At 62.6% G+C, this 18,888-nt stretch carries 16 protein-coding genes, 1 tRNA gene and 4 pseudogenes; 14 read left to right on the top strand and 7 right to left on the bottom strand.

Annotated elements, in window-relative coordinates:
• Positions 1 to 168 precede the first annotated feature (168 nt).
• The 9 genes from H143_RS0100095 to H143_RS0100055 are packed head-to-tail and all read left to right on the top strand — an operon-like array spanning position 169 to position 8,690.
• Positions 169 to 435, top strand: a complete 267-nt coding sequence (locus tag H143_RS0100095) for a hypothetical protein (RefSeq protein ID WP_026349582.1) — start codon at positions 169 to 171, stop codon at positions 433 to 435.
• Positions 435 to 1,811 carry a pilus assembly protein TadG-related protein gene (locus tag H143_RS0100090; protein ID WP_019936184.1) on the top strand — a complete coding sequence of 459 codons (1,377 nt, stop codon included), beginning with the start codon at positions 435 to 437 and terminating at the stop codon, positions 1,809 to 1,811. Before H143_RS0100095 ends, H143_RS0100090 begins: the two co-directional genes overlap by 1 nt.
• Positions 1,808 to 2,419 carry a hypothetical protein gene (locus H143_RS0100085; RefSeq protein ID WP_019936183.1) on the top strand — a complete coding sequence of 204 codons (612 nt, stop codon included), beginning with the start codon at positions 1,808 to 1,810 and terminating at the stop codon, positions 2,417 to 2,419. The genes H143_RS0100090 and H143_RS0100085 overlap by 4 nt, the downstream gene beginning before the upstream one ends.
• The gene (locus H143_RS0100080; protein ID WP_019936182.1) at positions 2,416 to 3,111 is read left to right on the top strand and encodes a hypothetical protein; all 696 of its coding nucleotides are present in this window, start codon (positions 2,416 to 2,418) and stop codon (positions 3,109 to 3,111) included. Before H143_RS0100085 ends, H143_RS0100080 begins: the two co-directional genes overlap by 4 nt.
• A complete protein-coding gene (gene cpaB / locus H143_RS19590; protein ID WP_081626976.1) occupies positions 3,108 to 3,968 on the top strand; it encodes a Flp pilus assembly protein CpaB in 861 nt (286 codons plus the stop codon). Before H143_RS0100080 ends, cpaB begins: the two co-directional genes overlap by 4 nt.
• Positions 3,968 to 5,392, top strand: coding sequence for a pilus assembly protein N-terminal domain-containing protein (locus H143_RS0100070; protein ID WP_019936180.1), 1,425 nt, complete (start codon positions 3,968 to 3,970; stop codon positions 5,390 to 5,392). The genes cpaB and H143_RS0100070 overlap by 1 nt, the downstream gene beginning before the upstream one ends.
• Before the next feature lie 2 nt (positions 5,393 to 5,394).
• Positions 5,395 to 6,972 (top strand): ATPase, T2SS/T4P/T4SS family, encoded by a 1,578-nt coding sequence (locus H143_RS0100065; protein ID WP_019936179.1) that lies wholly within the window; start codon positions 5,395 to 5,397, stop codon positions 6,970 to 6,972.
• Complete coding sequence (locus H143_RS0100060) at positions 6,969 to 7,814, top strand: type II secretion system F family protein (RefSeq protein ID WP_019936178.1); 846 nt, start codon at positions 6,969 to 6,971, stop codon at positions 7,812 to 7,814. Before H143_RS0100065 ends, H143_RS0100060 begins: the two co-directional genes overlap by 4 nt.
• A 9-nt stretch (positions 7,815 to 7,823) precedes the next feature.
• Positions 7,824 to 8,690, top strand: a complete 867-nt coding sequence (locus H143_RS0100055) for a type II secretion system F family protein (RefSeq protein ID WP_019936177.1) — start codon at positions 7,824 to 7,826, stop codon at positions 8,688 to 8,690.
• A 233-nt stretch (positions 8,691 to 8,923) separates the two neighbouring features.
• Here H143_RS0100055 and H143_RS22730 read toward each other — a convergent pair whose 3' ends face one another.
• A complete protein-coding gene (locus H143_RS22730) occupies positions 8,924 to 9,730 on the bottom strand; it encodes a BPSS1780 family membrane protein (protein WP_019936176.1) in 807 nt (268 codons plus the stop codon).
• Between the two features lie 43 nt (positions 9,731 to 9,773).
• Positions 9,774 to 10,754, bottom strand: a complete 981-nt coding sequence (locus H143_RS0100045; RefSeq protein ID WP_019936175.1) for a homoserine kinase — start codon at positions 10,752 to 10,754, stop codon at positions 9,774 to 9,776.
• A gap of 223 nt (positions 10,755 to 10,977) precedes the next feature.
• Between H143_RS0100045 and H143_RS0100040 the strand changes: the two genes are divergently transcribed.
• Positions 10,978 to 11,054 (top strand) — tRNA-Met (locus H143_RS0100040).
• Positions 11,055 to 11,077: 23 nt separating this feature from the next.
• Here the strand turns inward: H143_RS0100040 and H143_RS21825 are convergent.
• A pseudogene (locus tag H143_RS21825) lies at positions 11,078 to 11,288 on the bottom strand (site-specific integrase); the annotation flags it as partial.
• Between H143_RS21825 and H143_RS21305 the strand changes: the two are divergent.
• A pseudogene (locus H143_RS21305) lies at positions 11,282 to 11,867 on the top strand (IS701 family transposase); the annotation flags it as partial. The pseudogenes H143_RS21825 and H143_RS21305 sit on opposite strands and share 7 nt — an antisense overlap.
• On the opposite strand, the pseudogene H143_RS22290 reads toward H143_RS21305, so the two are convergent.
• The 4 genes and pseudogenes from H143_RS22290 to H143_RS21475 form a co-directional block, all read right to left on the bottom strand.
• Positions 11,847 to 11,987 (bottom strand): annotated as a pseudogene (locus H143_RS22290) (transposase); the annotation flags it as partial. The pseudogenes H143_RS21305 and H143_RS22290 sit on opposite strands and share 21 nt — an antisense overlap.
• Positions 11,988 to 12,103: 116 nt before the next feature.
• Positions 12,104 to 12,508 carry a tRNA(fMet)-specific endonuclease VapC gene (gene vapC, locus H143_RS0100030; RefSeq protein ID WP_019936172.1) on the bottom strand — a complete coding sequence of 135 codons (405 nt, stop codon included), beginning with the start codon at positions 12,506 to 12,508 and terminating at the stop codon, positions 12,104 to 12,106.
• Positions 12,508 to 12,738, bottom strand: coding sequence for a type II toxin-antitoxin system VapB family antitoxin (gene vapB, locus H143_RS0100025; RefSeq protein ID WP_019936171.1), 231 nt, complete (start codon positions 12,736 to 12,738; stop codon positions 12,508 to 12,510). Before vapB ends, vapC begins: the two co-directional genes overlap by 1 nt.
• Before the next feature lie 324 nt (positions 12,739 to 13,062).
• The gene (locus H143_RS21475; RefSeq protein ID WP_231378435.1) at positions 13,063 to 13,965 is read right to left on the bottom strand and encodes an AraC family transcriptional regulator; all 903 of its coding nucleotides are present in this window, start codon (positions 13,963 to 13,965) and stop codon (positions 13,063 to 13,065) included.
• A 362-nt stretch (positions 13,966 to 14,327) separates the two neighbouring features.
• Here H143_RS21475 and H143_RS23170 point away from each other — a divergent pair.
• From H143_RS23170 to H143_RS0100005, 3 genes and pseudogenes are all read left to right on the top strand, one after another.
• Positions 14,328 to 16,106, top strand: a pseudogene (locus tag H143_RS23170) (methyl-accepting chemotaxis protein).
• Between the two features lie 183 nt (positions 16,107 to 16,289).
• The gene (cheA, locus tag H143_RS0100010) at positions 16,290 to 18,392 is read left to right on the top strand and encodes a chemotaxis protein CheA (RefSeq protein WP_019936167.1); all 2,103 of its coding nucleotides are present in this window, start codon (positions 16,290 to 16,292) and stop codon (positions 18,390 to 18,392) included.
• A gap of 29 nt (positions 18,393 to 18,421) precedes the next feature.
• Positions 18,422 to 18,888, top strand: a 467-nt coding sequence (locus H143_RS0100005) for a chemotaxis protein CheW (protein WP_026349579.1), incomplete at its 3' end; no start/stop codon positions are given.

Below are 18,888 nucleotides of genomic sequence, written 5' to 3'. Positions count from 1 at the left end.
TGTGCAGAGAGGGCAGGCCTCTCTTCCCACACCCAGCCCAAACACGACGAACTCGCCGATCCGTCAACCTCCCAGGATACTTTGATCCACCTCGGCATCCGCGCATAGCCGCGGCGCATCCATCTCCCCATACTGCTTTCCACCTTCACGACGTTCAGGGGAAGCATGATGCGGGCAAGCAGGAAAAAGCAGAGCGGCCAGGGTATGACCGAGTACATCATCGTGGTGGCCCTCATCGCGGTGGCGGCCATCGCGGTCTATCAATTGTTTGGGCAGGTCGTGCGTTCGCAGACGGCGGCCATGGCCAAGGAGCTGGCGGGCGAGGACGGCTCCTCGCAGTCCAGGCAGGCCGGCATGGCGGCCAAGACGGCAGCCGAACAGACCAAGTCGCGTTCGCTGCAGTCGTTCACCGGTAACGCCAAGGCGGCCAACTAATGCTTGCACACCCTGCGTACCGCGCGCGGACGGTTTATGGCGGGCAGGCGCTGATTCCCGCCTTGCTGCTGCTGTCGCTCTGCGGGGTGGCCTGGGTTGCTTTGTACAACCTCGGTCAGGTGGCCGCCGCGCGTGCACGCCTGACTCATGCCGCCGATGCCGCGGTATACAGTGCCGCTCTGGAGCAGACCCGGACGCTGAATCTGCTGGCCTACATCAACCGTGCGCAGATCGCGCACCAGGTGGCCATGGCACATCTGGTCACGCTGGCGACCTGGGCGAAATTCTCGGACACGGAGGCGCAGCGCCGCGCCATGGGCAATCCGCCTACCTATCTGATCGGTTCTCTGTTCGGAACCAAGGCGCAGCGGTCCTATTCGGCGGGCAGGCCGAGCGGCGGCGCGGCGCACGAAGCTGCCAGGGCCTATCAGGCGCACGACGACCTGGTGTACGGCACTTTGCTGCATGCGGCGCAACAGGCTGTGGCGACCCTGCCCAGGCAGAGGGAGGCCATGATCCAGGCGATCCTGCGCGCCAACTACCCCGAACTCCAAGGGCAGCCTCAATCGCTGCAATGGCGCGTGTTGTCCGACGGCTGGCCGGGTTATGTGCGCAGCCGGTCAGGGCAGGCACTGCGCCCTCTGGCCTATGCCGCCGTGGGGCGCTACGACTTTCTGCAGCCGCGCAATTTCACCCGCACCAACAACTGGATTGTCCAGAAGGCCTGTCCGCAAAAGCGGCACGAATTGCGCCGCCGCGGCGAGACCCGGATGGACGGCGACGGCAACTGGTCTTCGTTCGATTCCTTGTCTTACCACTCGCTGCGCTGGAACAAGTGGATAGGCTGCTACTACCGCGAATATCCCATGGGCTGGGGCCTGGCGGGAGACCGCTTGGGCGGCGATACCGTGCAGCGCGCGCCCGAGGATTTCTCTTCGCAGGATTTCTGGCGCTGGGTATCGGCCAACACATCATGGAATATCTTCTCGGGCGTTTCGAATCCGCTGGCGGACGCCTATGCCTGGATGGAAAGCGTGTCGCCTCGGGGACGCGGGCTGCCGGACAGCCACGAGGTGTCGTCTGCCGGCGAGACCGCGCCGCTGCGCTTTGCCATCGCCGTGCGCCAGCAGGCTGCGAGCCTGCCCGTTTCAGGCGGTGCCAGCCGCATCGCCTGGGCCGGCGCCTACGCCTTGCGGGTATTCCAGCCAGGCGATGGCCTTACGGTGAACGCGGCAGCCGAAACCTATTTCGTGCGTCCTCAACCCCGTGGCGACGGAAAGAACGAGAAGCCGACTCTGTTCCGTCCATACTGGCAGGCGCACAGGGTGGCGGCCAATGCTGGCGAACAATTCATGGCGCATGGAGCAACGCGATGAGGCGCCAGCAAGGACAAGCGCTGGTCGAGTCCGTTTTCGCGCTGGCCGCGCTGCTGGCCTGCGCCTGTGCCATTGCCTGGACAGGCTCGGCATGGCATCGGGTCATGCAGGCCGCGCAGGCGAGCCGCGCCGCGGCGTTTTTGGCAGCGCGCGGCGGTTCTCCGGCCGCGCGCCAGGATGATGTTGGCTTGGGGCTGCTTCGGAACCAGGCCGGGCCGGTTCCGGCGGACGCAAAGCAGGCGCAGCTGCAACAAGACTGGTTGCGCGCCGATGCGCGCCTGGTGACGGTACAAGCCGAACGCAAGATTCATCCTCCCGTTGGTTGGACGTATTTGTCCGTCGGCGATGTGACTGTCCATCGCCATACCTCGGTGGCGCAGGCGGGCGGCCATGCCGTTTCGGACATGGACGGGCAGCGGCGCATTATCGACAGCCGCGTGGGTTGGCAGGCTGCCGCGGGGTTATCGCAGTCCTTGGCGCATCGGCTGCGCTCGGGCATCTCGGGCGTGGACGGGGCCTGGGGCGGGCGCAAGCCGGACACCGACTGGGTATCGGCCTGGTCGCAATTGATGCCGGTCGACAGGCTCGCCAGCGGGAGGCGGCCATGAGCCTATATCGGCTTCTCTTGGCCGCGGTCTGCCTGGCGCCCACAGCCGGCCACGCCGCGTCATCCTGGATTTTGCCCAAGAACAGCATCATGACCGAGGTCGTTTCCGCGGCAAAGGTATATGGCGCCCGAGCCCAGGTGCTGTCGTATCGAACCTCTTTGGATGCGCCCACATTGATCGCCTTCATGGCCCGGCAGCATCCCGGCCTGCGCGATATGGCGGTCTATCCGGGCATGGCTGTGCTGTCGGATACCAGCGGACCGTGCCCGCGCATGGTGACAGTGTCCGGGCAGGCTGGACAAGGTAGCAGCGGAACCCTGTCTACCTTATGTTGGGAGCAGGCCACGAGTAAGTCGGCCTTGCCCGATGCCTGGTTGCCGGCAGGCGCGGAACTGGTCTTCGAGTTTGCCGAGCCGGCGGGCCGGGCCGGCGCCACGCAACAGATCTGGCAATACGCCGTGCCGCCCGGCGACATTGCGCAGCAGGCGCACGACAACCTGGCGCGCCTGGGATGGCTGCCCATCCGCGAACAGGATGAGGCCGGCGCATCGTGGCAGAGTTGGCAGCGCGGAACGGAAACCCTGGTCATCGATATCCTGGGCAGGGCCGAAGGCAGCGTGCTGGCGGCGCTGCGTTTTGCTTTCGGTCCTGCCGATATCGCGCAGGCGCCGGCATCGGGAGGTCGGCCATGAAACCTTCACGGTGGCTACCCATGGCGCGCGCGATGGGAGCTTATGCGTTCGCCGCCGCTGCGGGCTTGGCCGCAGCGTGGGCCGTGCGCGAAACCATACAGCAGCGCACCCAGGCCATTGAAGCGCAAGCGCGCGTGCCCACCGTGTCCAGGCTGGTCGCGGCCCGGGATCTGCCCGCAGGCGCAGCGCTGGACATGGCCAGCCTGGCTGTGCGGGACGTGCCCCAGGACTGGGCATCGTCCGACTCCCTGGCGCCCGAGGCGCTGAATCAGGTCGAAGGCGGCACGCTGGCCGTGGCTGTCCGATCCGGCGAACCCATCTTGCTGCATCAGGTCCAGCGCAACCGGCGCGAATCCGTAGCGGGGCTGTTGGCCGCCGGCCGGCGCGCCTTCAGCCTGCCCGCGCAGGAAATCCGCGATCTTCCGCAGCATGTGCAGCCTGGCGACCGCATCGATTTGTATGTCTCGTTCCCGCATGGCGGTCGCGATCTTACGGTTCCGCTATTGCAAGGAGGCAAGGTCTTGTCCGTCGATGGAGATCCGGGGCAGCTCGCCCACATCACACTGGAGGCCGCTGCCGGCGACGCGGTCAAGGTCATCGCGGCGCGGCAGGGCGGCGTGTTGACGGCCTTGCTGCGTCCCGCGTCCGATACCCAAACCGGAAGCGATGTGCTGCCGCGCGACTTGCCGGGCCTGCTCGGGATGGCGCAGCCTGCATCCCGCCGCCGCGCCGTGGACATCATCTACGGCGATCGAATCGAAACCGACCACGATGCCTTCGTCGCCGTTGCCGCGCCGGCCGTTGCCGCGCCGGCCGCTGCCGCGCCGGCTCACGCCGCCAAACGAGGCGCGCCGTGATGCCGCGCGCAGGCATTGCCCTCGGCAGATTGGCTTGCCCGAATCTGCTGAGATGGATTCTGGCCAGCCAACTTCTGTTTTGCAGTCCGGCCTACGGTGGCGATGTCGTGCCGCAGGGTCAGGAACTCGACCTGGAAGTGGGCGAGAGTCGGGTCTTGCACATTCCGGGCGTGCGCCGGGTCGCCGTGGGCAACGGCCAGGTGCTCAGCGCCCTGGCCGCGGACGAACGCGAAGTCGTGTTGTTCGCGCGGCAGGAGGGGATGTCTTCCGTGCATGCCTGGACGGGGGCTGCGGCTCCCATGGCCTATGCCGTACGAGTCCTACCCGCGGGATTGCGACGCATGCGCGCCGAGGTCGACAAGCTGCTCGAGAGCATTCCGGCGGCACGCAGCAGTCAGGTGGGCGGCAACCTGGTCATCGAGGGCAACGACCTGTCGGACGAGGATAGGGCACGCATCGCTGCGCTGGCGCAGCGCTATCCGGGCATCCTGGATTTCACGGGACAGGTGGGCTGGGACCGCATGGTGCTGCTCGATGTACAGGTGGTCGAGCTGCCGCGTTCGCGCCTGACCGATTTCGGCGTACGCTGGGACGGCGCCACGCAGGGCGGCTTGCAGGCCGGCATGGTGTGGGACGGCGGCAACGCGGCAGGCCTGTTGTCCGAGCGCCCCGGTGCGGCGCCGCTGGCCGCGGCCTTGCCGGTCTCGCGCGCCGCCGGCTATTTCGGTGCCAACGCCGTGCTGTCTTCCAACCTCGCCGCCCTGGCGCAGCGCGGCCAAGCCGTGATGCTCGCACAGCCGCAACTGCTGGCCCGCAGCGGCAGTACGGCCTCCTTCCTGGCGGGCGGCGAAGTGCCCTATACCTCTTCCGACCGCAATGGCGTACCGACGACCTTGTTCAAGCCCTATGGCGTGTCGCTGCACATCACGCCGCGCATCGACCGCAATGGCGCAATCCGCTCCCGTATCGAAGTGGAAGCCAGTTCGGTGGATGCTTCCATGAGCCTGCCCTCCGGTCCGGCCTTGCGCACCCGGCGCGCCGTTACCGAATTCAACGTCCGCTCGGGCCAGACCCTGGTGCTGGGCGGCTTTCTCTCGCGTGAGCAATCGACCGAACGCGGCGGCCTGCCGCTGCTCTCCGACATCCCTGTGCTGGGCAGCCTGTTCGGTGCGAAAAAATCGTCTAGGCGCGACACGGAGCTGGCCATTTTCGTGACTCCCAGCATCGTCTCGAACGATTATGCCGGCTTTGCGCAGAGCGTCGCGCAAGGCCGCCATGTGCTGCAGCAGGCCTTCCCCGATCCCACGCAGCTGCGTTTGCTGCCGCCCGTGGGTACCACAACGGAGGGATGGAGCACGCCACAAGGCGACGGGTCGCAGTGGCAGGTCGGCAATGAATCCGCCGAATCCGGCAAGGAACCTTGAGCATGCTCGAAATCACCTTGACCTTCGAGGACGGCACGCGCCAGATGCAAACGGCCGTGCCGCCGGTGTCCATAGGGCGCGCGCCCCAGTGTGCGGTGCGCATCGCCAATTGGCGGGTGGGCAGGCAGCACGCCAGGTTGCTGCGCCAGGACGGTGGCATCGTGCTCGAAGACCTGGGCACGCTGGGTGGAACGCTAGTCAATGGCGAGCGCGTAGCGACCCACGGTCCTCTGCAGGCCCAGGACCGTATTCTCATCGGCCCGTGTCAGCTCCAGGTGCGCGACTTGCCGGACCCGACGCAGGCGCTGGCCGCGACGGACGGTTCCGAGGTTCTCCCACATACCGAACCCGCGCCCGCGCCTGCCCAGGCTCCTGCCGCGCTGGTCTGGCTGCCTTACCGGCGCAGCCTGCATGCCGCCTTGCTTCAGGCGCTGGACCTGCGCCGCCGCGACGTGGCGGGCATGAGCGACCAGGCCTTGCGCGAAGAGGCCCGGCGCCTGCTGGATGAACTGGTTGGCCAGGAGCCGGATCTGCCCCAGCACTTGGATCGCGCCTTGCTGTGTCGCATGGTCCTGGACGAAGCTGTGGGGCTCGGTCCACTCGAGACTCTGCTGGCCGATCCCGGCATTACGGAAATCATGGTCAACCGCCATGACGAGGTCTATGTAGAACGCGCGGGGCAGCTGTCGCGGCACGATACGGCGTTCAGCAGCGAACAGGCGGTGCGCGGCGTGATCGACCGCATCGTCGCGCCGTTGGGACGTCGCATCGACGAGAGTTCGCCGATGGTGGATGCGCGCCTGCCGGACGGCTCGCGCGTGAACGCCGTGATCCCGCCGATTGCCCTGCGCGGCGCCAGCCTGACCATACGCAAGTTTCCGTTGCGGCGGCTGCATATGTCCGACCTGGTCGGCATAGGCAGTCTGAGCGAGGCCATGGCCCAATTGCTGGCCCTGTGCGTGCGTCGCCGCAAGAGCATCATCGTGTCCGGCGGCACGGGCTCGGGCAAGACGACCTTGCTCAACATCTTGTCCAACGCCATTCCGGAAGGAGAGCGCATCGTCACCATCGAGGATGCCGCCGAACTGCGGCTGGGACATGCGCACTTGGTCTCGCTCGAAGCGCGGCCGCCCAATCTGGAGGGCCGGGGGCGCATCGAGATACGCGACCTGGTGCGCAATGCCCTGCGTATGCGGCCCGACCGCATCGTGGTGGGCGAATGTCGCGGCGCGGAAGCCTTCGATATGTTGACCGCCATGAATACCGGACACGAGGGCTCACTGACCACGCTGCATGCCAATTCGCCGCGCGATGCCTTGTCGCGGCTGGAGGCCATGACCTTAATGGCCGGCCTGGACCTGCCGCTGGCGGTGGTGCGCGAACACATCGCCTCCAGCGTCGACATCGTGGTGCAGCAGGCCCGCCTCGCGCAAGGCCAACGGGTCGTGACGGACATCATCGAGATCACGGGAATGGAGAGCGGCCGCATTCAGCTGCAGGATCTGTTCCGCTATGAACCCGGGCGGGGCTTTGTCGACTCGGGTATGCGTCCCGTCTTCATGGAAGGGGACATGCCGTGATCTGGCTGGCCTTCGTGCTGACGGGTTTGAGCGCAGCCATCCTGGCCTGGAGCGCCCAGTCCTGGATAGGTCCTGCCTTGCAGCGCTACCGGCAGATCTACACCCAGGAAACCGGCGTCAAGCTGAGCGAGCTGTTTCTGTTCATCGATCCCGCACAGCTGTGGCTGGCCGCCCTGGTCTGCGCCGCACTGGGCGGGCTGTTGGCATGGGCGCTTTCGGGGAGTTGGCTGGTCGGCCTGCTGGCGGGGCTGGCGGCAACGCGTGTGCCCGGCGGGCTGGTCGAGAATCTGCGCCGGCGCCGGCTGCTGCGGTTCGAGCGGCAACTGCCCGCGGCGCTGATGTCCCTAGCCGGGGGGCTGTCGGCGGGAGCCAGTCTGGCCGTGGCCTTAAAGCACATCGTCGAGCAGAGCGAGGCGCCCCTGTCGCAGGAGTTTGGCCTGATGCTGCGCGAACAGCGACTGGGCGTGGCTTTTTCCACGGCCTTGGAACATCTGCATGAACGCGTGCCGTCAGAGGCCACGGTCCTGGTGACGGCGGCGCTGCGGGTGGCCGCGCAGACCGGCGGCAACCTGGCCGAGGCGTTGGAGCGTATCGCCGACACCCTGCGCTCGCGCTTGCTGCTGCAGGGCAAGATCCGCGCCTTGACGGCGCAGGGACGCATGCAGGCCTGGATCGTGGGAGCCTTGCCCGTGCTGCTGGCCCTGGTATTGAACCGGCTCGAACCCCAGGCCATGGCGGTGCTCTGGAGCACGCCTATGGGCTGGATGGTACTGGCCGTGGTTCTGCTTCTGGAAACGACGGGCGTGTTGATGATCCGCCGCATCGTCAATATCGACATCTAGCGACATGCGATGAACAGCCTGGCGATCGTTCTGTCCGGTCTGTGTGCGGCGGGCTTGGCTTTCCTGTTGTCCGCGCCGCTGCGCGGCGTGGTGGCGGCCTCTGCGCCCGCGGCCTCGGCGATGCCCTGGTGGTGGCGTTGCGCCTGGCCGTGGGTGCGCGCGCTGACGCCGCTGGCCGAGCCTTTTATGCCTTGGCGCTCGCGTGAGAAAAGCAGCCAGGCCCTGGCGCGGGCAGGCGTGCCGCCGCAAGTGGAGCCGCGCCATTGGCTGGCCATGACCTGGCTGATGGGCGGCGTGGGCGCGGGGGCGGCGTTCGGCCTGGCGCTCGCACTCGATGGCCATCCGGCCATGCCCGCGGCGCTGGCCGCTCTGGCGGGAGCAGGCTGGCCGCGTCTGTGGTTGCGCGGTCAGGCGCAGCGGCGCAAGCGGCGCATCGATCGCGACATGCCTTTCGTGCTGGACATGATGACCTTGTGCGTCGAAGCCGGACTGGGCCTGCATGGCGCCTTGCTGCAGTCGGCACAGTGCTGCGCGCCTGGCCCCTTGCGCGATGCGCTGGACGGCGCGCTGGCCGACATGCGCACGGGCATGTCGCGCATGGCTGCGCTCAAGGCCATGGCCGCGCGCAGCGGCAGCGCCGCCCTGCAGGCGTGGGCGGCGTCGATGGCGCAGGCTGATGCGCTGGGCATGAGCCTGGGGCCCTTGATGCGGGGCCAGGCCGGACAGTGCCGGGCCGACCGCTTCCAGCATGCCGAGCGCCTGGCCATGGAGGCGCCGGTGAAGATGCTGCTGCCCTTGATAGGCTGCATTTTTCCCTGCACCTTCATTGTGTTGGGTTTTCCCATCGCCTGGCAGCTGCTGCCGGCGTTGCAATAGCGCCAATGGATACGATGCCTCGATCGCTGCGCCTGGTGCGCCTTCATACGTCCTGGGCGCGTTTCTGGGGCTTGCTGTGCCGTCGCCGGCCTCCCGGCTGGCGATGCGGCGTGTGGCTGGCGCCTTGCCGTGCTGTTCATACCCTGGGTATGGCCTATGCGATCGACGTGGCCTTCGTCGACAGGCAGGGGCGGGTGTTGCGGGCGCTGCGGCTCGCGCCCTGGCGCGCGGCCTTATGCGTGCGCGCTGTCGCGGTGGTCGAGGCCCGCGTGGGCGTCATTGTCGATGCCGAAAACCGAGGTATAGGCCGGGTAGAAGCTGCAATACAGCACGCCACCCGCGAAGATGTTCACGGGCGCCTGCAGACTGTCGACCACAGTCCCGGACAGGCCAGCCGTCATCAAGAGGCCCGAGATCAGGTTGATGAACATGAAGATCAGGGCCCAGGCCGCGCCGTAGACCAGGAAGGCCCATTTGCAGCGCCAGCAGGCGATGAGGGAAAAGAACAGTGATTTCATTATGCGCACGCCGTGCCAAGCCACCAGGATGGGGGCGTGCCAGAACAGTGCGGCGACGGGTATATACAGCATGGCGAACAGCAGCATGGGTTTGCGCATGGCCATCAGCAGCGGAGTCAGGTCCTGCGCGGTGGTCGCCACGTTCATGGCATCGATCACGTCGTTGGCGAAGGGCAGCACGGCGATCATTTCGACTGCGATGCAGCACAGGGTGTAGAGCAGTCCCATGAGCATAAGCTTTTTGAACACGCCGGGCTGCGTCAAGGGCTTGGCCCACATCGAGGGCAGCATCACCCGTCCGGCCTCGACATGCTTGCAGGCCGAGATCGTCATGACAGTGATGACGGGCATCAGCAGCGGTAGCAGCAGGGCACCGATGGGCAGAGTCAGCGCTGCGAATACCACGAACAGGCTGATCACCATGGCCCAGGTGAACATGGCCAGAGGCTGCTTGCAGAACAGCCGCAGGCCGGTACGTATCCATTGCCAGCCGGAGATTGCGGGAAGCGATGCTGCTTGCATGACGTTATGAGCCAAAAAGAGGAATCAGGATGCGGTGCATCAATTATCGGGCGCCGCCGATTTGGGGCAAGGCCGGCACCTCGCCCAGGTGGCGTGCTCGCAACACCCGCTCGAAATGCGTCGGGTCGTGCGGCTTGAGCGTCTGGGCCGTGCGCGGCAAGTAAAAGTCGTATAACCGCGACAGCCAGAAGCGCAGGGCGGCGGCGCGCAGCATCAGCGGCCAGGCCTGCATCTCGGCCTGGGTGAAGGCGCGTACGCCGGCATAGGCGGCTAGCCAGGCCTGGGCAAGCTCGGGGATGAATTCGCCGCTTTCCCGCACCACGCACCAATCGTTCAAGCTTACCGCCACGTCGAACAGCCAGGTATCACAGCCGGCGAAGTAGAAATCGATGAAGCCGCCCATCAGCGGTTGTTCGCGAGAGCCGGCGAACAGCACGTTGTCGCGAAACAGGTCGCAGTGGGCAGGGCCTGAAGGCAGCGTGGGCCATGCCGCGGCGGCCTCGGTTTGCACGGCGATCTCCGCGTCCAGTAGCTTAGCCTGGGCGGGTTCGAGAAAGGGCATGACCTTGGGCGCGGTCTGGCGCCACCAGTCCAGGCCGCGCAGATTGGGCTGCCGGATCCCCAAGTCACGGCCGGCCAGATGGGCGCGCGCGAGCGTCGCGCCGGCCAGGGCACAGTGCGACACATCGGGGTCGGGCACGTAGGCGCCAGGCAGGCGCGTGACGATGGCGCAGGGTTTGCCGTTCAGTTCAGCCAGGCGCGTGCCGTCGTCCAGGGTCTGGGGTTCGGGCACGGGAATGCCGCGCTGCGCCAGGTGATGCATGAGTTCTATGTAGAACGGCAGTTGTTCGCGCGTCAGCACCTCGAACAGGGTCAGCACATACTGGCCGCGATCAGTTTCGAGAAAATAGTTGGTGTTTTCGATGCCGGCCGTGATGCCGCGCAGCGACACCAGGACTCCCAGTTGGTAGCGCGCCAGCAGCGCGCGCGCGTCGTCGTCTGATACAGGGGTGAAAACAGCCATTGGGTGCGAGCAGGTTGCTTGGAAATCCGGCGCTGCGACGGGCTGCCGCGCGTTTCAGGATTTTAGACTACCTGCAACGGCGCCCGATCTTGGGAGCCGCCGAGCCGCCATTGCACACGCCAGGTTGCGGTTGATGCGCGGCGGGTTGTTGTATTTGCGCGTCAACGCCGGGCCATGCTAGAATTTTCTTCTTCGCTTTTTGCTCAGGCAAAAACGAGAGCGTGGCGCATTAGCTCAGCCGGTTAGAGCGACGGAATCATAATCCGCAGGTCCCCTGTTCGAATCAGGGATGCGCCACCAAGAATTCATTGAGAATCAAGACTTTACGCCGCCCTAACCAGCGGCGTTTTTTCTTGCTCCGAAGAACTTGACCAAAACTTGACCGTATTCGCGTGGCCGGCCATGTGGCTCGGGGCCAGGTGCGCGTACTTCTGCACCATTTCGATGGTTTACCCACCACCCGCCCAGCTCTTTGAGAACTAAGAGGGGCGTTCCTCGCTGGACGTGCCAGCTCGCCCAAGTGTGGCGCGGATCGCCATGCGGGACTCAAGGGCTATTGCACGGGTTTGATGCTGACGCTGGCACGCAAGAGCGTTGAGCCCATGGCCGCGCGGGTGGATCCGCTTCATGCCAGCGCCAGGCACCAGGCTCTGCATCACTTTGTCGCCAAGGCCGACTGGTCCGATGCCCAAGTTCTGCGCCGGGTGTGTCAGTGGGTCGTGCCACACATGGATTTCAGCCGAGGGGGCTGGTGGATCATTGACGACACCGGCTTTCCCAAGAAGGGCGTGCACTTGGTGGGCGTGGCCCGTCAATACTGCGGCATGCTGGGCAAAGCAGGACAACTGCCAGGTGGCGGTGAGCGTCTCGCTGGCTTGCGACCAGGGCAGCATTCCTGTGGCGTGGCAGCTCTATCTGCCCGAGGACTGGGCGCAAGACGCTGAGCGACGCAAGCGCGCTGGCGTGCCAGAGTCGGTTCGCTTTGCCACCAAGACACAGATCGCCCTGAAGCAGTTGCATAACCTCCTGAGCGAGGGCGCGCCCCGGCACTGTGTGCTGGCCGATGCCGGCTACGGCGTGGACACCGCATTCCGACATGGGTTCAACGCTCTTGCGTGCCAGCGGCAGCATCAAACCCGTGCAATAGCCCTTGAGCCCCGCATGGCGATCCGCGTGTCCAAGCCCCTGCGATAAATGCACCATGTACTGGTCAAACCGTTCACTCGCACTCATCATCCCTCCCAAAAACCATGGAGAGGAACTCATAATGCCATATTTATGACATAGTAAGACTAAGCATTGCGCGGATTAGTATTGGAAGGACATCGATTCGGTGGCCACGCCGAGGATCAAACCGATACCCAATCTTCAATCCGAAGTCCGGGGATACGTTGATATTCACGCGTATTGTTGGTGACGACGACGAGTCCTAAAGAGCGAGCATGGCCAGCAATCTGGGCATCGTAAGGACCGACCGGCGAGCCTTGCTTTGCTAGTTCAGCTCGAATCTGCCCTGTATGCGCGGCAGCAGCTGAGTTGTAATCCAGTACTTCAAGTCTTGCTGCCAGACCTTCGACAATAGCGAGATTGGCCTCAGGCTCGGCTGACTTCTCGGCGCCGTAGATGAGCTCCATCAGCGTGATCGTGCTGATGCTGATTTGTCCGGTATGTCGCATGAACATCTCACGGACTTGCTGAGGTTTGTTCTTGCTGGTGAAGATGCAGATGTTGGTGTCCAACATGTACTTCAGCACTAGAACGACTCCCGAGTTTGTTCAGCAGGTTGATCGCGCTCGGCCATGAAATCCGACGAGACAGAAGGACCGTCAAACCAAATATCCCAGCTTGACCCCGCCGGGGTGATGATGCGCGAATTGCGGACAACCACTACCTCGACCTGCTTTACCCCTTCGGGGAAGGCTGTCGCTTTCGGAAGCCTGACTGCCTGGCTGCGGTTGTTCATGAATAGGGAAGAGATGGTCATGGAATGGACTCCTGACATATACGAACTGTATCTTCAATGCTAGGGGTAATATTTGTATATGTCAATGGGATATGCAAAGTGCCTCAATGATCTGGGCATCCGTAAATTTTGATCGCTTCATCTGTAGAACCCTCGTAGGGAGAAAATTCTACTTCTGAAGACCCCGTTTTTACGGGGGCATTACCCTACAACGGGACCCAAAAAACCATGCGTTCGGGGGGGGGGGCGAAGTGCGCGTAGATTTTAATATTTTAATCGGCGCTCACCATGGGAAAAAACGAAGATAAAATATGGGGGAATAGTTTCCGAGAACGCCGTTGATAATCATCGGCCGCGTGCTGCGCTGGGTGAAATATAATATGCCTTGGCAAAGTCCCGCGAAAAAGCGCTCAAACTCGAATAGCCGCAATTTGCCGCGATGGTCGTAATCGATACCGAGCCGTTTGTATTGGCCAAAAAATCCTTGGCGCGCATTAAACGGATTTTTCTGGCGAAATCCATAGGCGTATACCCACGGAATTTTTTGAAACTCCGAAACAAGGAACGGACACTCGCGCCGGATACCGTGGCGAGGGTTTCGTAATCCAAAGCCTCGTCCCAGTGGGCTTCGATATATTCCTCGGCAGCCCTGACTTGGCGCGGCGCCAATGTCGGCGGCTTCGTCTCGAACAATCGGGTGCTGTCCCGCAGCGGGCCGTCCAAGAGTATGGTGATTATCGCCTGTTCGATTTCACTGCGTAGCAGAGCGGCCGAGGGTAGGCTCGTCGTGTTGGCGAAACTCTCCGTCAGATTTAGTATCAGGCGCCCGTGCCTGCTCGAGAGGTCTAATTCGGGGCTGAATTTCAGTTTTGCTGTCACTGGGCTATCTGTCAGCGCGGCCAGTTTGCGCAATATTGCACCTTGAGGAATTCGCCACACAAGTTGGCAATAATCCGGATGGAAACGAAAACTGTCAGTTGCTATCGAAACACAGGCTGTGTCTCTGGTCACAATGGTTTTCGTCTTGCCGACAGTGGTTGTCGCGGCGCCTTTTAGCGGGATTTGAACGCGAAGATGGTCGGATTCTGAGAAGGACAGTTCAACCAGAGTGCCGTAGTCACATAACCAGAGCTCGGAGGCCGTTGCTTTTGCCATGCTCACATGAGAGGCGATCCCGCTGGGTGGGGCGTGTACATCGAGTAATCGGGCCCGGAGTTGTACGCGCACGGCATTGTCCAGTTCGTCCACGGAACGAACCTCGAACACGGTTGGCATGGAGTTCTGTAACACCGGACGTACCTTTAAGGTCTTATTCAACTAACTTGACAATACGCTGGTGAATAGTGGCACGGGATGTCAAAAGTGGCAACTTGAGTCAAACCCTCGTCGTCATTAACAGCTGAAATAGGCTATCTCTTTTTCAGTGGCATTTGGCTTGGCGCGCAAAATTGTTAACCGCGCTTAGATTGGTGGTCAAAAAGGCGAAATAGTTAAAAGCGCTGTTTGTGATGCCAAAGTTGTGGGTGGATATACGCGTCAGTTCGATGCAATCCGTTCGACTGAAGTATTAATCGAACTATTTTTAATGAAGAATAGAGAGTGAGTTGAAAATGAGCTTCAAAAATCTGTCCGTAAAGACGAAGCTGACAGCTAGCTTCGGCATGCTTGCAATAATCGTATTCGTCATATCGGGCATTGCGCTGATGGCGTTGAGCGATACCAATAATCGATTCCGCGATTATGTAAACGGCATCGACGCGCGGGCTACCGCGGCGGCATCTATTCGCGCGGCTGTTGACGACCGCGCTATGGCGGTACGTAATCTTGTTCTCGTAACGACGCCCGCCGATATTGAGATTGAAAAGAAAGCCGTCATCGATTCAGAAAAAAGGGTGCAGGAAAACCTGGCAAAATTTAATGCCATGGTCGCTCACGCCCAGGACATGAGTCCCGCAGCGCGCAATGCTGCGGCAGAGATCGGACGCGTCGAGGAAAAATACCGGCCGGTCGCCCTGGACATTGATCGGCTTGCCTTGAACAATTAACGTGATGCGGCAATTGCTGAGATCGTCACAAAATGCCGACCTTTGCTGGTAGAGCTGATTAAGGCAGCCAATAACTACGCGGACATTACGCATCAGCGCCAAATGCAGATGGAGCAAGCATCCCAGGACCAATTCGCCCGTGAGCGCAGTTTGCTGATCATTATTTGCTTGGCTACCCTTGCAATGGCTGTGTTGGCAGGTGTTTGGGTCACGCGCGATCTGCTGCGTGCCTTGGGTGCCGAGCCCGTTATCCTTGGCGAGGTCTCACAGCGTGTCGCCTCGGGCGATCTGAGTCCGGTGCCCGGTGCGAAAAATGCGCCGGCCGGGAGTGTGTTGGCCTCCATGGGCGAAATGCAAGGCAATTTGGTCAAGCTGATTAGCCAGATTCGCATTTCGGTCGACAGTATTGCGACGGGATCTAGCCAAATCGCGTCGGGAAACACGGATTTGTCGTCCCGCACTGAAGAGCAGGCCGCCTCATTGGAACAAACCTCGGCGTCGATGCAGGAGTTGTCCACGACAGTCAAGCAGAACTCCGATAACGCGCGCCAGGCCAATCAGCTCGCGACCAGCGCCTCGGAAGTGGCGGTGCGAGGCGGTTCGGCGGTGTCGGAAGTGGTGGACACGATGAAGGCAATTTCGGCCAGTTCAACCAAGATATCTGAGATCGTATCGGTTATTGATGGGATCGCGTTTCAGACCAATATTTTGGCGCTGAACGCGGCAGTAGAAGCTGCGCGGGCGGGAGAGCAAGGCAAGGGCTTCGCCGTGGTGGCCGGTGAAGTGCGAACGCTGGCGCAGCGCAGCGCGCAAGCGGCCAAAGAGATCAAGCAGTTGATCGAGGATTCGGTGGGCAAGGTGGCGATCGGTTCGAGCCAGGTGGAACGAGCGGGTGCGACGATGCAGGAGATCGTGAGCTCGGTCAGGCGCGTGACCGATATCATGGGCGAGATCTCGGCGGCGTCAGAAGAGCAAGCCACCGGTATTGATCAGGTCAATCGTGCGGTATCGCAGATGGACGAGGTGACGCAGCAGAACGCGGCGCTGGTGGAAGAAGCTGCGGCGGCGGCAGGTTCGCTGGAAGAGCAGGCTAGTCAACTGGCGCAAGCGGTGTCCGTATTCAAGCTGCGAGACGGAGCGGACGTAATTGATGTGGCGGCGCGGCAGGTGCCGAACCGTCCGCAACGCTCGGCCAATTCGAGGTTAAGCACAAAATCAGCGGGCAAACCCACGGGGAAAAATGAGAGCGCCGCCGCCAAAGCATTGGCCAAGTTGTCTGCGCCCGGAACCAAGCCCAAAACGGTTGCGGTCGCTGGCGATCAGGAAGCTTGGGAGTCGTTCTGAGCGCTTGCCGCCAGTCTTGCGAAGCATTTTCAGGGATTGTGGCTAGGTCGGTCTAGCCCATTTTTTCAGAACTTTGCTCATGCTTCGCCTGCGCGCTTTCGCACTAAATTGTTCCCTTTCAAAGAATCTCTGTTTTGTGAACTAGGCATAAAGCCGATCTGGCTACAAAAGACTTCTATCCTCATGTCCGAACTCGACCTCAGTCAGTTTTACGAGACCTTCTTCGATGAAGCCGATGAATTGCTGGCTCAGATGGAGCAGCTATTGCTGCAGCTCGATGTCCAGGCGCCGGACATCGAGCAGCTCAATGCCATTTTCCGCGCGGCGCACTCGATCAAGGGGGGGGCGGCGACGTTCGGCACGTTTCAAAAGCTGGCCGAAACCACGCATTTGCTGGAAAACCTGCTGGATGCCATTCGTCGCCAAGACATGGTGCTGCGTGCCGACATGGTGGATATTTTTCTGGAAACCAAGGACGTGTTAAAGAGCCAGCTCGATGCCTACCGCGCCTCGCAGGAGCCTGAGGAGGCTGTATACGAACGTATCTGCGCCGTGCTGCGGCAGTTGGCCCAGGAGGACGGCGCGCCCGCTGGCGGCGCAGGGCCTGCGGCCGCGCCTGTCGCTGTGGCCGCGCCTGTTGTTGCGCAGCAGCCCATGTACATGCCCGCGGCATCGGCCAGCGGCACGAGCGAGAAGCCGACTTGCGTGCGCATCCGCGACGTGGGCGGCAAGGATGCGCAAGCGCTGCTCGATGAGATGGGCAACCTGGGCCAGGTGCTGCATAGCCAGAGCAAGGGTGGTGGTCTGGCGGTATGGGTGCAGACCACGTGTTCGGTGGCCGATATTGAAGCGGTGTGCTGCTTTATCGTCAATGCCGATCAGTTGCGCGTGACCCACGAAGCGGTGCCGGCGTCGGCCGGGCCGGATGTGGTGTCGCAATTTGAGGCGGCCGCTTCGAGCTTTACGCCTCAGGACGGGCCGGCGCCCACGTCTGCGACGGCGCTGGCCAGCCCGGCCCGTGCCGCGGCGCCCACGCCGCCCAAGGCGGCTGCCCCGGCTGCCGCGCCGCATGCGGACAAGGAGTCGACCTCCATTCGCGTCGGCGTGGAGAAGGTCGACCAGATCATCAACCTGGTGGGCGAACTGGTCATCACCCAGGCCATGCTGACGCAGACGGCCTCGACGCTGGATCCGGTGGTGCACGATCGCCTGCTCAACGGTCTGGAGCAGCTCGAGCGCAACGCGCGCGATTTGCAGGAATCGGTCATGTCCATCCGCATGATGCCGATGGATTACGTATTCAGCCGTTTCCCGCGCGTGGTGCGCGATCTGGCCGGCAAGATGGGCAAGCAGATCGAGCTGGAGACGCACGGGCGCGCCACGGAGCTGGACAAGAGCCTGATCGAGCGCATCATCGATCCGCTCACGCATTTGGTGCGCAATAGCCTGGATCACGGCATCGAGACGCCCGACAAGCGTATTGCCGCCGACAAGGATCCGGTGGGCAAGCTGACCTTGTCGGCCCAGCACCATGGCGGCAACATTGTCATTCAGGTGACCGACGATGGCGCGGGCTTGAACCGCGAGCGCATTCTGAAGAAGGCCCTGGAGCAGGGCATTGCGGTCAGCGAGAGCATGCCCGACGAAGAGGTCTGGCAGTTGATTTTCGCGCCGGGTTTTTCCACGGCCGAGAAGATCACCGATGTGTCCGGGCGCGGTGTGGGCATGGACGTGGTGCGCCGCAATATCCAGGACATGGGCGGCCATGTCCAGCTCTCCAGCCGCGCGGGGCAGGGCACGACCACGCGCATCGTGCTGCCGCTGACGCTGGCCATTTTGGATGGGATGTCGGTGCGGGTGGGCACCGAGACGTTCATTCTGCCGCTCAATCACGTGACCGAATCGATGCAGCCCACGCAGGACCAGATTTATACCGTGGCGGGCGATGAGCGCGTGCTGCATGTGCGCGGAGAGTACCTGCCTTTGGTGGAGATGCATCGCGCATTTTCTGTCGGCCATGCGCAGCAAGATCCCACGCAGGCCATCGCGGTGATCATGCAGGCCGAGGACAAGCGCTTTGCCTTGCTGGTGGACCATTTGGTGGGGCAGCACCAGGTTGTGGTCAAGAACCTGGAGGCCAACTATCGCAAGGTGCCCGGCATTTCCGCGGCCACCATCATGGGCGACGGCAGCGTGGCGCTGATCGTCGATGTGTTTGCGTTGGCTCGGGCCAATCGTGAAAAATGGTCTCACACATCGCGGCCTGTCCTGGCCCAAGCTGCCTAAACCCCGAAAATCAATAGGATTAAGACAATATGGTATCTGCGACTCGAATTGACTCGGCGTCCATCCAAGCTTTGGGTAATGAGTTTTTGATCTTCACTCTGGCGGATGAGGAGTACGGCATCGACATCCTGAAGGTGCAGGAAATCCGCGGCTACGATGCCGACGTGGTGACCCGCATCGCCAATGTGCCGCCTTTCATCAAGGGTGTGACCAATCTGCGCGGCATCATCGTGCCCATCGTCGACCTGCGCATCAAATTCAACCTGGGCAAGGTGGAATACACCGAGCAGACGGTGGTGATCATTCTCAATTTGAGCACCCGGGTGGTAGGCATAGTCGTTGACGGCGTATCGGACGTACTCATGCTGCATGCCGCACAGATTCGTCCCGCACCGGAGTTCGGCCAGACCTTGTCGACCGAATACCTGACTGGCCTGGGCACGATCGACGACCGCATGCTGATCCTGGTCGACATCGAGAAACTGATGACCAGCGA

It is taken from the genome of Bordetella sp. FB-8 (assembly GCF_000382185.1).
Classification (GTDB): domain Bacteria; phylum Pseudomonadota; class Gammaproteobacteria; order Burkholderiales; family Burkholderiaceae_B; genus Bordetella.
This window is presented reverse-complemented; position numbering and strand designations above follow the sequence as displayed.

What these genes read in the sequence shown, in the direction of transcription:
- H143_RS0100095 (WP_026349582.1), top strand. Translation starts at nt 169, where the DNA reads ATGCGGGCAAGCAGGAAAAAGCAGAGCGGCCAGGGTATGACCGAGTAC.
- H143_RS0100090 (WP_019936184.1), top strand. Translation starts at nt 435, where the DNA reads ATGCTTGCACACCCTGCGTACCGCGCGCGGACGGTTTATGGCGGGCAG.
- H143_RS0100085 (WP_019936183.1), top strand. Translation starts at nt 1,808, where the DNA reads ATGAGGCGCCAGCAAGGACAAGCGCTGGTCGAGTCCGTTTTCGCGCTG.
- H143_RS0100080 (WP_019936182.1), top strand. Translation starts at nt 2,416, where the DNA reads ATGAGCCTATATCGGCTTCTCTTGGCCGCGGTCTGCCTGGCGCCCACA.
- cpaB (WP_081626976.1), top strand. Translation starts at nt 3,108, where the DNA reads ATGAAACCTTCACGGTGGCTACCCATGGCGCGCGCGATGGGAGCTTAT.
- H143_RS0100070 (WP_019936180.1), top strand. Translation starts at nt 3,968, where the DNA reads ATGCCGCGCGCAGGCATTGCCCTCGGCAGATTGGCTTGCCCGAATCTG.
- H143_RS0100065 (WP_019936179.1), top strand. Translation starts at nt 5,395, where the DNA reads ATGCTCGAAATCACCTTGACCTTCGAGGACGGCACGCGCCAGATGCAA.
- H143_RS0100055 (WP_019936177.1), top strand. Translation starts at nt 7,824, where the DNA reads ATGAACAGCCTGGCGATCGTTCTGTCCGGTCTGTGTGCGGCGGGCTTG.
- H143_RS22730 (WP_019936176.1), bottom strand. Translation starts at nt 9,730, where the DNA reads ATGCAAGCAGCATCGCTTCCCGCAATCTCCGGCTGGCAATGGATACGT.
- H143_RS0100045 (WP_019936175.1), bottom strand. Translation starts at nt 10,754, where the DNA reads ATGGCTGTTTTCACCCCTGTATCAGACGACGACGCGCGCGCGCTGCTG.
- vapB (WP_019936171.1), bottom strand. Translation starts at nt 12,738, where the DNA reads ATGACCATCTCTTCCCTATTCATGAACAACCGCAGCCAGGCAGTCAGG.
- cheA (WP_019936167.1), top strand. Translation starts at nt 16,290, where the DNA reads ATGTCCGAACTCGACCTCAGTCAGTTTTACGAGACCTTCTTCGATGAA.